General features: G+C 61.5%; 12 protein-coding genes. 2 read left to right on the forward strand and 10 right to left on the reverse strand.

The features are described from left to right. Position 1: 1 nt before the first annotated feature. The 4 genes from BM413_RS05455 to BM413_RS05470 form a co-directional block, all read right to left on the reverse strand. Positions 2-1,519 (reverse strand): tripartite tricarboxylate transporter permease, encoded by a 1,518-nt coding sequence (locus BM413_RS05455; RefSeq protein ID WP_091911224.1) that lies wholly within the window; start codon positions 1,517-1,519, stop codon positions 2-4. Between the two features lie 11 nt (positions 1,520-1,530). After that, positions 1,531-2,022: a tripartite tricarboxylate transporter TctB family protein gene (locus BM413_RS05460; protein ID WP_091911226.1), complete on the reverse strand. Its 492-nt coding sequence runs from the start codon at positions 2,020-2,022 to the stop codon at positions 1,531-1,533. After that, a complete protein-coding gene (locus BM413_RS05465; RefSeq protein ID WP_091911228.1) occupies positions 2,019-2,963 on the reverse strand; it encodes a Bug family tripartite tricarboxylate transporter substrate binding protein in 945 nt (314 codons plus the stop codon). Before BM413_RS05465 ends, BM413_RS05460 begins: the two co-directional genes overlap by 4 nt. A gap of 329 nt (positions 2,964-3,292) precedes the next feature. After that, positions 3,293-4,363 (reverse strand): ABC transporter substrate-binding protein, encoded by a 1,071-nt coding sequence (locus tag BM413_RS05470; RefSeq protein WP_091911230.1) that lies wholly within the window; start codon positions 4,361-4,363, stop codon positions 3,293-3,295. A gap of 80 nt (positions 4,364-4,443) precedes the next feature. On the opposite strand from BM413_RS05470, the gene BM413_RS05475 reads away from it, so the two are divergent. Further along, entirely contained in the window at positions 4,444-5,118 is a 675-nt protein-coding gene (locus BM413_RS05475) for a response regulator transcription factor (protein ID WP_091911232.1), read from the forward strand. Further along, positions 5,118-6,524, forward strand: a complete 1,407-nt coding sequence (locus BM413_RS05480; RefSeq protein ID WP_091911234.1) for a sensor histidine kinase — start codon at positions 5,118-5,120, stop codon at positions 6,522-6,524. Before BM413_RS05475 ends, BM413_RS05480 begins: the two co-directional genes overlap by 1 nt. On the opposite strand, the gene BM413_RS05485 is transcribed toward BM413_RS05480, so the two are convergent. From BM413_RS05485 to ybeY, 6 genes are all read right to left on the reverse strand, one after another. Further along, the gene (locus BM413_RS05485; RefSeq protein ID WP_091911235.1) at positions 6,514-7,215 is read right to left on the reverse strand and encodes a tRNA (guanine(46)-N(7))-methyltransferase TrmB; all 702 of its coding nucleotides are present in this window, start codon (positions 7,213-7,215) and stop codon (positions 6,514-6,516) included. The genes BM413_RS05480 and BM413_RS05485 overlap by 11 nt on opposite strands. Before the next feature lie 20 nt (positions 7,216-7,235). Further along, positions 7,236-8,519, reverse strand: coding sequence for a methionine adenosyltransferase (gene metK / locus BM413_RS05490; protein ID WP_091911237.1), 1,284 nt, complete (start codon positions 8,517-8,519; stop codon positions 7,236-7,238). A 141-nt stretch (positions 8,520-8,660) separates the two neighbouring features. Beyond that, complete coding sequence (locus tag BM413_RS05495) at positions 8,661-9,083, reverse strand: helix-turn-helix domain-containing protein (RefSeq protein ID WP_175544256.1); 423 nt, start codon at positions 9,081-9,083, stop codon at positions 8,661-8,663. A gap of 133 nt (positions 9,084-9,216) precedes the next feature. Further along, positions 9,217-10,809, reverse strand: a complete 1,593-nt coding sequence (lnt, locus tag BM413_RS05500) for an apolipoprotein N-acyltransferase (protein WP_091911239.1) — start codon at positions 10,807-10,809, stop codon at positions 9,217-9,219. A 175-nt stretch (positions 10,810-10,984) separates the two neighbouring features. After that, positions 10,985-12,061 (reverse strand): hemolysin family protein, encoded by a 1,077-nt coding sequence (locus BM413_RS05505; protein WP_091911720.1) that lies wholly within the window; start codon positions 12,059-12,061, stop codon positions 10,985-10,987. A 27-nt stretch (positions 12,062-12,088) separates the two neighbouring features. After that, a complete protein-coding gene (gene ybeY, locus BM413_RS05510) occupies positions 12,089-12,595 on the reverse strand; it encodes an rRNA maturation RNase YbeY (protein WP_091911241.1) in 507 nt (168 codons plus the stop codon). Positions 12,596-12,599: the final 4 nt, after the last annotated feature.

Genomic DNA, 12,599 nt, shown 5'->3' on the forward strand with positions numbered 1-12,599 from the left:
ATCAATCCTCGTCGGCGGCAAGCTGCGAAAGCACCTTGCCTCGCCCGCGTGCCCGCATCACCAGCGGCACGATCACGGCAGCAGCTGCAAGCGTCAGCAGCACGATCGAAATAGGCGAGTGCACAAGCACCGTCAGATCGCCCTGACTGATCGCCAGAGCACGGCGCAATTGCTGCTCGGCCAATGGCCCCAGGATCAAGCCCACGACGACCGGTGCGATCGGATAGCCGAACTGGCGCAGCAGATAGCCCAGAATACCGAACGCCAGCAGCATTCCCAGTTCGAACACCGACGGGTTGGCGCCTATGGTGCCGAGCGTCGCGAAGACCAGAATGCCGGCATAGAGCCAATGGCGCGGGATCGACAGAAGCCTGACCCACAGGCCGATCAGCGGCAGGTTCAGCACCAGCAGCATGAAATTGGCCACCAGCAGGCTGGCGATCAGGCCCCAGACCAGCGACGAATTGTTGGCGAACAGCAACGGCCCCGGCTGCAAGCCGAATTGTTGGAAGCCCGCCAGCATGATTGCCGCAGTCGCCGTCGTCGGCAGGCCGAGCGTCAGCAGTGGCACCAGCGTACCGGCGGCAGAGGCATTGTTGGCCGCTTCCGGCCCGGCAACGCCTTCGATCGCGCCATGGCCGAATTCTTCCGGCTTCCGGGCAAGCTGCTTTTCCACCGAATAGGACAGGAAGGTGCCGATCTCGGCGCCGCCGGCCGGCATGGCACCAATCGGGAAGCCGATCGCCGTGCCGCGCAGCCATGGCTTCCACGACCGCGACCAATCCTCTTTGTTCATCCAGACGGAGCCCTTCACCGGCTCAATGCGCTCGTCGCCGCTGCTGCGTGACGCCGCGACAGTCAATGTTTCACCGATCGCAAAGAGCGCGACCGCCAGCGTCGTCACCTCGATACCGTCGAGCAGATCAGGAATGCCGAAGGCAAGCCGCGCCTGCCCCGTCTGCAGGTCGATGCCGATCAGGCCGAGCGCGAGGCCGATGAAGAGGGCCGTCAGGCCACGCAGGGACGACTCGCCGAAGGCGGCCGAAACGGTCATGAAGGCCAGCACCATCAGCGCGAAATATTCGGCCGGGCCGAAGGACAGCGCGAATTTGACGATAAAGGGCGCGATAAGCGCCAGCCCGATCGTGGCGATGAGACCGGCAACGAAGGAGCCGATGGCAGCCGTCGCCAGCGCCGGCCCGCCCCTGCCCTTGCGGGCCATCTTGTTGCCTTCCAGCGCGGTGACGATAGAGGCGCTTTCGCCCGGCGTGTTGAGCAGGATCGACGTGGTCGAGCCGCCATACATGCCGCCGTAATAGATGCCCGCGAACATGATCAGCGAGCCGGCCGGATCGAGCTTGTAGGTGACGGGCAGAAGCAGCGCCACGGTCAGCGCCGGACCGATGCCCGGCAGCACGCCGACGGCAGTGCCCAGCGTCACGCCGATCAGCGCGTAAAGAAGATTCATCGGCTCCAGCGCGACCAGGAACCCTTGTGCCAAAAGGCCGAACGTATCCATGCTCTAACCCCTTAGCCTAAAATGAGCCGCTCGAGCGGACCGGCGGGCAGCGACAGTTGCAGCCCCTTGGAGAAGATGAACCAGACGACGAAGGACAGGACGATGCCGATCGGGATCGTCATCCATAGCGGTCCACGACCGAAGCCGCGCGCAGTGGCGGCAAACAGCAGGCCGGTGGCGATGGAAAAGCCTACGAACTTTAGAAGCAGCATCTGTGCGGCAAGGCCACCGACGATCCAGATGACGGGTCCGAACTGCTGTGGTTCGCGCTCCGGAAAATCATGGCGAAGGGCGGCAAACACCGTCCACACGGCCAGAATGAAAAGGGCTGCGGCGATCGCATAGGGGAAAGCCGTCGGGCCGAGGCGGGAATAGCTGCCGGCGCCGCCCATATGCGCGGTGTTCCAGGCAATCACACCGGCGATGATCGCCAGAACGGCTGCGATAACGAACGCCGCCCGGTCAGGGCGGCGCTTGGTATCGGATGTGTTGTTTTCCGTCATTTGACGAGACCGATGTCCTTCAGGATTCCCGAGGTCGATTCAATGTCCTTGGCAAGCTGCGTCTTAAACTCGTCGCCAGCCAGGTAGGTGTCGGCCCAGCCCTTGGTGGCAAGCGCGTCCTTCCAGCTCTTCGACGTCACCATCTTTTCAACGTCAGCGCTGATCGCAGCCTTCTGCTCGTCGGTGATGCCGGGTGCTGCTGCAACCATGCGCCAGTTCTGGATGGAAACGTCAACGCCGCCTTCCTTGAAGGTCGGCGCATCGATGCCCGCGACCTTCTCGTCGCTGGAGATGCCGATGATGCGCAATTCGCCAGCCTTGATCTGCGATTCGAATTCGCCATAGCCGGAAATACCGACCGTGACCTGTCCGCCGAGGATAGCCGCAAGTGCCTCACCGCCGCCGGAGAAAGCGATGTAGTTGACCTTGGTCGGGTCGACGCCCACCGCCTTGGCGATCAGGCCCGCAGTGATGTGATCCGTACCGCCGGCCGAGCCGCCACCCCAGGACACCGAGCCCGGATCAGCCTTCAGCTTCGCGACGAGACCGGCCATGTCCTTGATGTCGGAAGTGGCGGGCACGACGATTGCTTCAAATTCGCCGGTGAGGCGGGCAATCGGCGTCACCTGATCGAGCGTGACAGGAGATGCATTGGTGAGGATCGCGCCGACCATGACATAGCCGCCGACGATGAGCTGCGAAGGATCGCCGCTCGCCTGATTGGCGAACTGGGCAAGGCCGATGGTGCCACCAGCGCCGGGAACGTTGTTGACCTGGACGCTGCTGGAAATCTTTTCGTCCTGCAGGGCCGTCTGCATGGTGCGGGCGGTCTGGTCCCAGCCACCGCCGGGCGCTGCGGGCGCCATGATCTTGTAGTCGGCAGCATGTGCCGGAAGGGCGAGCAAGCCACCCAGTATCGACGCGAGTACGAAATGCTTCACGATGTTTCCTCCTTGGTTCGGTGCGCCATCAGGAGGTGGCGCGCCAGATCTGACTGTCGAAGCCTCGTTTGCCCGGTTCATCACCGGCATCCGGGCTTTCTCTGGTTTGGAAGGTCTGGCAGGGCGTGGTCGTACCACACCGCAGTCAAAATGCCCATTTTCCCTGCCGTAAGCCTTGAGACCGCGGACAAATATTCTGGGATATGGGCTTGGTTCCTCCCGAAACTCCCCGTTCTGGCTGCCTCCAACAGCCAAACCGACCGTCACATCACCACATCAACCTGACATAAGGCTGACATCCGGCAAGATCGTGCAGGCATTCTGTCAGTTCACTCTTGTCCTCGCAAGGCATCGTTCCAGCGCTTGATCAGCCGTGTGCGCTTGACCTGATCGAGATAGACCATCAGTCCGGGGCTTACCGGCACCGGCCGCAACTGGGCGCCCAGCGTTGTCTGCATCATGCTGGCGGTATTCTCGCCGGACACGTCGGGATTGACGGCTGCGATGTGCAATTGCCTGGCCATGATCGCCTGACCCTCGGCGGACATGAAGTATTCGAGATATCTGCGTCCGAGATCGGGAGACTGTGCCGCCTTCGGCACCAGTCCGATGCGCGACATGACCACGGTGTAGTCCTTGGGCAGCATGATACCGACATCAGGATGGCGCGAAGCCCAATCGGCAGCGTAGGAGCCGAGAATGTTGTAGCCGAGCACGAAGCGGCCATCGGCGATGCGCTCCAGAATGGCCGAACTCGTCGAATAGAGCTTTACGCCCGCCGCTCCCATCGCTTGGATCACCGTCCAGATATCGCCGAACTGTTCCTGGTCGCGGGACATGAACATGAAGCCGACGCCAGAGCGCTCGATGTCATAAGTGGCGATACGGCCGAAAACGGCGTCACCCTGATGCTGCAGGTAATCCACGAACTGCTTGCGCGTGGCGGGCGGCTCCACGTCCTTGAAGCTCGGCTTGTGGTAGACGAAGACTGCCGGCTCGAATGTCAGCGCATAGGCCGTGTTGCGCCAGTTCGCCCATCGCGGCCAGCGCTCGCTCAGCGGAAGATCGCTTTGCTGCGCATAGCCGTCATTGGCAAGCTTCACCTGCAGATCCATCGCCGACGAGAATGCCATGTCGGCGGTTTTTTGTCCGGCATCGGTTTCGCGGACAATGCGGTCGTAGATGTCGGAAGTCAGCATATCCTCGTAGCGGACCGCAACGCCCGGATTGGCCTTCTGGAAACCGGCAACCATCGGCTCGACCAGCGGCGTATCGAGCGAGGAATAGACAATGAGCGTGCGCGCGCTCGCGTTGCCGTCCAATGCCGGGAAGAGCACCTCTTGTGCCGTGGCAGGGAAAGCTCCAGAGAGCAGAAGAATGAGGAATGCAAGCAGCCGCATGGTCCACTGACCATGCAACAGGCTTACCGTGTTCACAAGCTTTCGCTCCCGCTCTAAGCTGCGGTAAAAAAGGGGATTTCGTGCGCATACTGGTGGTCGAGGACAACGTCACGCTGGCAAATGGACTCGCCGCCGTCCTGCGCGGCAGCGGCTATGCAGTGGATATCGTCGGCGACGGCGCATCGGCTGTAGCGGTGCTTGCCACCGAACGTTTCGACGTGGTCGTGCTCGACCTCAATCTCCCGGAGATGGACGGTCTCGACGTGCTGCGCACCATGCGGGCGCGCCAGAACAACGCAAGCGTGCTTATCCTGACGGCGCGCAGCGCCTTCGAGGACAGGGTCAAGGGCCTCAATCTCGGCGCCGACGACTACATGATCAAGCCGTTCGACGTCGGCGAGCTCGAAGCGCGCGTTCGCGTGCTTCTGCGCCGGCAGGCAGGCTTGAAAGCGGCGACCGTCACGTTCGGCGACGTATCCTTCGACCAGAACTCGCGCAGCTTCTCAGCCGGGGGAATATCGCTCGACCTGCCGGCGCGCGAAATCAGCCTGCTGGAGACGCTGTTCCTGCGCGCCGGCAAGGTCGTCACCAAGCAGTCGATCATCGAGTCGCTTGCCGGTTTCGATGACGATCTGAGCGCCAATGCCATCGAGCAATATGTCAGCCGGCTGCGCAAGCGGCTGGCCCCGCATGGGCTGACGGTGCGCACCGCGCGCGGCATCGGCTATTACCTCGAAAAGACGCAAAGCTCCTGATGGCTGACGTATCGACCTATTCGCTGCGCCGCCGGCTCCTTCTCTGGCTGCTGCTGCCGCTGATCGCGCTTGGCCTGATAGCGCTGGTCGATACCTATGGCGAGGCCGTGCAGACGGCCAATGCCGTATCCGACCGCGTGCTTGCCGGCTCGGCGCTGGCCATCGCCGAGCGCGTGGTTGTCGCGGAAGACGGCTCGCTGGAGGTCGACATTCCCTATGTCGCGCTGGAGATGCTGACATCGGCAGCGCAGGATCGGGTCTTCTATCGCGTCGAGGGCCCGCCCGGCACATTCATCACCGGCTACCAGTCACTGCCGACAGTCGCCGTTTCCGTGCCCGAGCGGGCGGTTTATGCCGACGCGGAGTTTCGCGGCGAGCCGATCCGGCTTGCAGTGCTGGCGCGCTCGGCCTCGACCGGCGTCAACTCCGTTCCCTTTGTCGTGACGGTCGCCGAAACCACGATCGCTCGCACGCGGTTGACCGAAACGATCCTGCTGCGCTCGGCGCTGCGTCTGGCGATCCTTATTGCGGGTGCGGCAATCATCGTCTGGTTTGCCGTCACCGCGTCGCTGCGACCGCTCTACCGGCTCCGCGAAGCCATCACCGAACGCAGCCCCGATGACCTGCGGCCGATCGAGCAGTCGGTGCCCAACGAGGTGCGAGGCCTGGTCGATTCTGTCAATTCCTTCATGGTCAGGCTTGCTTCGGCGCTCGATGCGCTGCGCCATTTCACCGGCAACGCCAGCCATCAGTTGCGCACGCCGCTGACCATCATCAGGACGCAACTGGCGCTGGCGGCGCGGGCAAACTCGCTCGATCAGGCGCGAGCAGCCGCGGCGACCGGAGACGAGGCGGTCGCCCATGCCGAGCGAATGCTCGCCCAACTGCTGCTGATGGCCAAGATCGACGAGGCCGCATCCCAACGCCTCAGGGATCTTGTTGCCGTCGATCTCACAGAACTCGCGCAAAGCTGCACCGCCGATCGCATTCCCAAGGCGCAAACGGCCGGCATCGATCTTGGTTTCGAAGGCGAAGAGGCACTCGTCATCCGGGGCGAGCCGTTGCTGCTGGGTGAGTTGATCGGCAACCTCATCGAAAATGCCATCGCCTATGCCGGCTCCGGCGCGATGGTAACGGTGCGCGTGCTGAGGGATGACGGCGTCATCCTGGAAGTCGAAGACAACGGTCCCGGCCTCTCAGCTGAGCAGATTGAAACTGTCCGAAAGCGCTTTTCGCGCGGCGGCGACGGCTCGAAACCGGGCACGGGCCTTGGCCTGCCGATCGTGGAGGAAATCGCCGGGCTTTTCGGAGGAGAGCTTTCGCTGCTCTCGGCCGCAGGTGGACGCGGCTTGCGCGCGCGGGTCAGATTTCCAGAAACCGAAATGCCTGCGGTAATCAGACCCTGACGAAAGTCATGTAGGCAGGGCGACGGCCTTCGCGAACCGCTTTCGCCTCGTAGCGGGTACGAATCCAGCCCTCATAAGGCTCGTGCCAGTCACCGGCCTCGGAGGCCTGCCACTCGAACGCCTTGTGCGCGCGGCAATGCAGGAGCGTCCAGTTCACATAGGTGTCGATGTCGGAAGCGAAGCGGAATTTGGCGCCTCTTTTCAGCACTCGCGCGAAACGATCGAGATTGGCCTCGCTGACGAAGCGCCGCTTCCAGTGCTTCTTCTTCGGCCAGGGATCGGGATAGAGCAGGTCGATGCCCGACAGCGACGCCTCGGGCAGCCAGTCCAGCACGCGCGTGGCGTCATCATCGTAGACGCGCAGATTGGCGAGCGGCTTTTCGGCAAGCGACGTCATCAGGCGAGCCATGCCGTTGACGAAAGGCTCGACGCCGATGAAGCCGGTATCGGGATGAAGCGAGGCGATGTGGTGAAGATGCTCGCCGCCGCCGAAGCCAATTTCCATACGAACATCGGCAACCGGCACGGGAAACAACTGGCGCAGATCGGCGGGTGCCGCTTGCGCCAGATCGAGCCGGTGTTTCTCCAGGCCGGTCTCAAGCGACGCAGCCTGGTAAGGGCTCATGGTCTTGCCATGCCGCCGACCGAAAAAAGCTTCGGTCGAGCGGCTGCGCCTTGCTTCGGCGTTCATAGCAACATCACCCCTGACGATCAGGCCGCGACCGCTTCCTTGAGCGCCTTGACGAGATCGGTCTTCTCCCAGGAGAAGGACCCATCGCGGCCGGCCTTGCGGCCGAAATGGCCGTAGGCGGCCGTGCGTGCGTAGATCGGCTTGTTCAGGTCGAGATGCTTGCGGATGCCCGACGGAGACAGGTCCATCACGCTGCGCAAGGCGGCTTCCACCACATCTTCGCTGACCTTTCCGGTGCCGTGCAGGTCGACATAGACCGACAGCGGCTGCGCGACGCCGATGGCGTAGGAAAGCTGGATCGTGCAGCGATCGGCAAGCTTGGCAGCAACGACGTTCTTGGCGAGATAGCGCGCTGCATAGGCTGCGGAGCGATCCACCTTGGTCGTGTCCTTACCGGAGAAAGCGCCGCCGCCATGCGGAGCCGCACCGCCATAGGTGTCGACGATGATCTTGCGTCCGGTCAGGCCGGCGTCGCCATCGGGTCCGCCGATCACGAACTTGCCGGTCGGGTTGATGTACCAGTTGCAGTCGGCGGCGACCTTGAGCGAGCCGAGCGCCTCAATGATGTAAGGCTCGACGACCTTGCGCACCTTCTTGGAATCCCAGCTTGCATCAAGATGCTGGGTCGAAAGCACGATCTGGGTCACTTCGGCGGGCTTGCCGTCGATGTAGCGCACGGTCACCTGGCTCTTGGCGTCCGGGCCGAGCTTGCCGGCATCGCCCTCGCCCTTGTGGCGGGCAGCGGCCAGCAGTTCGAGGATCTTGTGGCTGTAGTAGAGCGGCGCCGGCATGAGGTCGGGCGTCTCGTTGCAGGCGTAGCCGAACATGATGCCCTGGTCGCCCGCGCCTTCCTCGCCCTGCTTGTCGGCGGCGTTGTCGACGCCCTGGGCGATATCGGCTGACTGGCCATGCAGCAGGATGTCGATCTTCGCCTTCTTCCAGTGGAAGCCGTCCTGTTCGTAGCCGATCGCCCTGATCGCCTTGCGCGCGGCGGACTTGAACTTGGACGGGTTGATGATCGGGAATTCCTTGGCGTCTTCCAGGATGTTGCCGTCCTTGTCCTGCTTCAGCAGCGACTTCGGCACACGGACCTCACCGGCGATGACGACGCGATTGGTGGTGGCCAGCGTCTCGCATGCGACGCGCACCTCCCAGGCGTCCATCTGCGCCTCGCCGTTGCCGTTTTTCTTCGCTGCTTCGCGATAAACCAGATCCACGATTTCATCGGAAATGCGATCGCAGACCTTGTCTGGATGGCCTTCGGAAACTGATTCGCTTGTAAAGAGATAATTCTGCCGCGTCACGGGTGTCCCCTCTTGAAAGAAACGAACGGCAGAATGCCGCGTTCTGGCGGCACACGTGTTACCGAAGCCGCACAGAGCCCGTCAAGCAGACATTTTGCGTGGCGCAAGGCCTTTTTGGAATTGGCGACCTAAAAAGGTCGCCTAGCTTTCCTCATCGGACGCCAGCACCTTCACCAAATCGATGATCTTACGACGCACCTTGGCGTCACTGATCTTGAAGAACGCACGGTTAAGCTGCAAACCCTCAGGACTGGTCACGAAATCGAGGGCGAAAGTTGCTGACGACTCTTCGCCAAAACCTTTGCCTCCAGCAGCATCCTGGCTCACGAAATCTTCGAAGAAAAAAGAAACGGGCACGCCAAGGATAGAAGATATGGCCTGTAGCCTGCTAGCTCCTACTCTATTCGTTCCTTTTTCATATTTTTGTATTTGCTGAAAGGTAATCCCGAGCTTTTCACCCAAGTTTTCCTGACTCATTCCCAACATGTTCCGACGCAGGCGAATTCTGCTTCCGACATATATGTCTGTCGGGTTCGGCTTCTTCTTATTTTCCTTGTCGATCATTTTTTCCTCGCCGATTAACCGGCTTCTTCTATTTGATTTTATCACGACAATGTAGTGATTGTCCCCAATTCAATCGCCCATCATTCCACTTACATTGAGGCGGGCGCACTATGAATCTCTAATATACCGGCTGTCAATTCGACCGGAGCTTTTGTCCCACCCCCATTCCAAGGCCTAATGCTCCAAAGGCGAACAGGATAACCAAACCGTTAATACCGGGATATCCGAGCGTTAATTTGTCGTAGCGACCCAACGAAATGGTCGCGTCAACTACGCCGCGCGTATCCATCGCCAATGCGTCAATTATGCGGCCACGTTGGTCAATCACCCCTGAAACCCCCGTGTTGGCGGCACGAACGACAGGTAGCCCCGCCTCAACGGCACGGAGCTGCGCTTGTCGGAAATGCTGGTAAGGACCCGGCGTATCGCCGAACCAGGCATCATTTGTGACGTTCACAATAATGTCCGTTGACGTAGCGTCAACTGCCACAAGTTCAGGAAATATAATTTCATAACATATAAATGGAAGGGCCCGGATGCCCGACGGCATGGTGATTGCGTGACGCTCGATGCCGGGCGCCAGATTCATCGGTCCGGCGACGATCTGATCGAGGCCAAATCGCGCCAGCAAATCGGCAAAAGGCATGTATTCCCCAAAAGGGACGAGATGCACTTTGTCTACGGCGTCGACGATTTCACCCGAAGCATTGATGGCAACTACCGAATTGTAGTAGCGCGCATCACCTTTGGTGGAGTTACCGCCCTCTTCGCGCATCGCGCCGGCGATCAGCGTCTGCCCTTCCTCCAGCAGGGCACCGAGCGCCGTCAGGGCGTCCGGGCGATCGGTGAAGAAAAACGGCACCGAGGTTTCCGGCCACAGGATCAATTGCGGCTTGGGCTTGTCCTTCTCGGGCGGTTCGGCCGACAAATCCAGGAGCGTGCGGAAAATCCTGTCACGCACGCTCTCATCCCACTTTTCGGTCATGTCGATATTCGGCTGAACGACACGCACCGAGATACCGCGTCCATCCGGCTTGGCGGGCGCTGCCAGCCGAACATAGCCGAAACCGATATGGGCAAGGGCGAGGACGGCAGCAAGGGAGAGCCCCAGCCGGCGATGTTGACGTGCCGCAAGAAGCGCCGGCATGGCGAAGACGAACACAGCAAGCGTGTTCATGCCGATCATGCCGGTGACCGACACGCTCTGCATCATCAGGGGAACCGGTGTCGCGGCATAACCGATAGCGTTCCAGGGGAAGCCGGTGAAGAGGAAGGTGCGCAGCCATTCGGCCAGGCCGAAACCGAAGGCAAGTGCTGCGATGCGCCCCAGACCGTTGCTCCAGAACAGGCGAGCGACGGCGCAGGCAAAACCATAAAAGAAGGCAAGGATCAGCGGAATGCCGACCACTGCAAAAGGAAGGGCCCAGGCGAAGCTGTCGGCCTCCACCAGCATGGCGCCGCCGATCCACCACAACCCCGCCAGGAAATAGCCGAAGCCGAACCACCATCCGGTGGCAAATGCCGGCACGAGCCGCCGCAGAAATCCGCGCTGGGATGCGACAGTGGCGCCGTCGAGCAGCCAGACCAGAACCGGAAAGGAAACGAAACAGACTGCGAAGAAATCGTATGGCGCCTGGGAAAGAACTGCGAGAGCGCCAGCCAGAAAAGCCGTGATCGCCCGCCGCCAGCCCCACAGCAGAATTACCCGCCCTGCAAGGCGCTCCATAGGCTGCCCCTCGTCACCAGATCGCCGTGCGTCCCTTCGGACACACAAAGGACGATCTAACCCTTTAAATGAGCATCGGAATATTCCGAAAGCCGGATTCCACCTTTCGGTCCGCTGCTAGAGAATCACGCGACAAGGTTTATCAGCATGCGCTGATCGTTCCAAACGCCGGCGATCATGCCTGCTCGGCCCGCGCTGAACGGCGGCGGCGTTCGCTTTTTTGCGTTTCGACGATACGCACCCGCTTCACGCGCCGCGGATCGGCATCGAGCACGTGGAATTCGAAGCCGGGAATGGCCTGCACGACTTCGCCCCGCGCCGGCACGCGGCCGAGCGTGTTGAAGATCATACCGCCGATCGTGTCGACATATTCGCCATGTTCGCCGGCGGCGAAATCCTCGCCGATCATCTTGGCGACATCGTCGATCTCGGCCTTTGCATCGACCACGAAAACGCCGTCGCCGGTCTGGGTGATCAGCGGCTCATCATCATCGTGCTCGTCTTCGATGTCACCGACGACCATCTCCACGATGTCTTCGAGCGATACCAGACCGTCGGTACCGCCATATTCGTCGATAACCAACGCCATCTGCGTGCGCGCCGCCTGCATGCGTGCCATCAGGTCGGACGCAAGCATCGAGGGCGGTACGAAAAGCACGGTTCGGATAAGATTGAGGTCGCCGATCGTGCGAGTCAGGTCGACATTGGCGAAATCCAGCGCCACGCCGCCGACCACCGGCTTTTTCGACTGCCGGCCTTTCTTGGTTCGGGCGAGCTTCGTTATGTGTGCGAGAACATCACGGATGTGCACCATGCCGCGCGGATCATCGAGCGTTTCGGAATAGACCGGCATACGGGAATGGCCGGACTGCTCGAACACCGCCATGAGATCGCCGAGCGTCGTGGTGATCTCCACCGCTTCGACATCGGCGCGGGGGATCATCACATCTTCGACGCGCACTTCGCGCAGGCGCAGGATGTTGTTGAGCATCGCCCGTTCGCCGGGCGAGAACGACTCGGCATCCGTCGTGCTCTCGGCGAGAGCGTCCGTCAGATCATCGCGGAGGCTCGACCCGTTGCGCGACCGGAACAGGCCGGCAAGACGCTCCAACAGCGAAGGCCGTTCATGGGAAGGTTCGGTCGCCGCACCGGAAGACGCCGAACTGTGACTAGGACCGTCTTCGGTGTTTTCGTTGGCCGCTTGGCCGCTGCCGGCATCAGTCTTGGCGGCAGTCTCTGGGTTCTCGTTCATCATCGTCCGGTTGGTTGTCACTTCCTGTTACGCGTAGGGATCGGGAATGGCAAGCCTTGCGAGCGCACGGCGCTCCACAGCCTCCATTTCTTCAGCCTCTGCGTCGGTCTCGTGATCATAACCCAGCAGGTGCAGGAAGCCATGGATCACGAGATGGGTAATATGATGATCGAGCGGCTTGGCTTCCAGTTCTGCTTCCCGCGCGACGGTCTCGGCAGCAAGGATTATGTCGCCAAGCAAGGGCGGAAGCGGCGCGCCCCGCGCGAACGGGAATGCCGGGAACGACAGGACATTGGTCGGCTTGTCCTTGTTGCGCCATTGGGCATTCAGCGTCCGGATCTGGGCGTCGTCGGCAAAGACGAGGCTGAGTTCGGTGCCGTCGGGTGCGGTATCGCCGGTCTCGGCAAGGGCGGCGGCCACAGCATCGCGAGCCAGCGCCTCCAGCTCGGCCTGCGCCGGCCAGTCGCCGGCCTCGATCATGACATCGATCTCGACAGGAAGCGTCTCAGTGCCACGCGCGGCAGCTTTTTTCATCGCG

The sequence above is a fragment of the Mesorhizobium sp. YR577 genome (genome assembly GCF_900116595.1).
Taxonomy (GTDB): domain Bacteria; phylum Pseudomonadota; class Alphaproteobacteria; order Rhizobiales; family Rhizobiaceae; genus Mesorhizobium_M.

Bases quoted from the DNA above. Each gene is read 5' to 3' on its own strand.
- BM413_RS05455 (WP_091911224.1), bottom strand. From the start codon at position 1,519: ATGGATACGTTCGGCCTTTTGGCACAAGGGTTCCTGGTCGCGCTGGAG.
- BM413_RS05460 (WP_091911226.1), bottom strand. From the start codon at position 2,022: ATGACGGAAAACAACACATCCGATACCAAGCGCCGCCCTGACCGGGCG.
- BM413_RS05470 (WP_091911230.1), bottom strand. From the start codon at position 4,363: ATGCGGCTGCTTGCATTCCTCATTCTTCTGCTCTCTGGAGCTTTCCCT.
- BM413_RS05480 (WP_091911234.1), top strand. From the start codon at position 5,118: ATGGCTGACGTATCGACCTATTCGCTGCGCCGCCGGCTCCTTCTCTGG.
- BM413_RS05485 (WP_091911235.1), bottom strand. From the start codon at position 7,215: ATGAACGCCGAAGCAAGGCGCAGCCGCTCGACCGAAGCTTTTTTCGGT.
- BM413_RS05495 (WP_175544256.1), bottom strand. From the start codon at position 9,083: ATGATCGACAAGGAAAATAAGAAGAAGCCGAACCCGACAGACATATAT.
- lnt (WP_091911239.1), bottom strand. From the start codon at position 10,809: ATGGAGCGCCTTGCAGGGCGGGTAATTCTGCTGTGGGGCTGGCGGCGG.
- BM413_RS05505 (WP_091911720.1), bottom strand. From the start codon at position 12,061: ATGAACGAGAACCCAGAGACTGCCGCCAAGACTGATGCCGGCAGCGGC.
- ybeY (WP_091911241.1), bottom strand. From the start codon at position 12,595: ATGAAAAAAGCTGCCGCGCGTGGCACTGAGACGCTTCCTGTCGAGATC.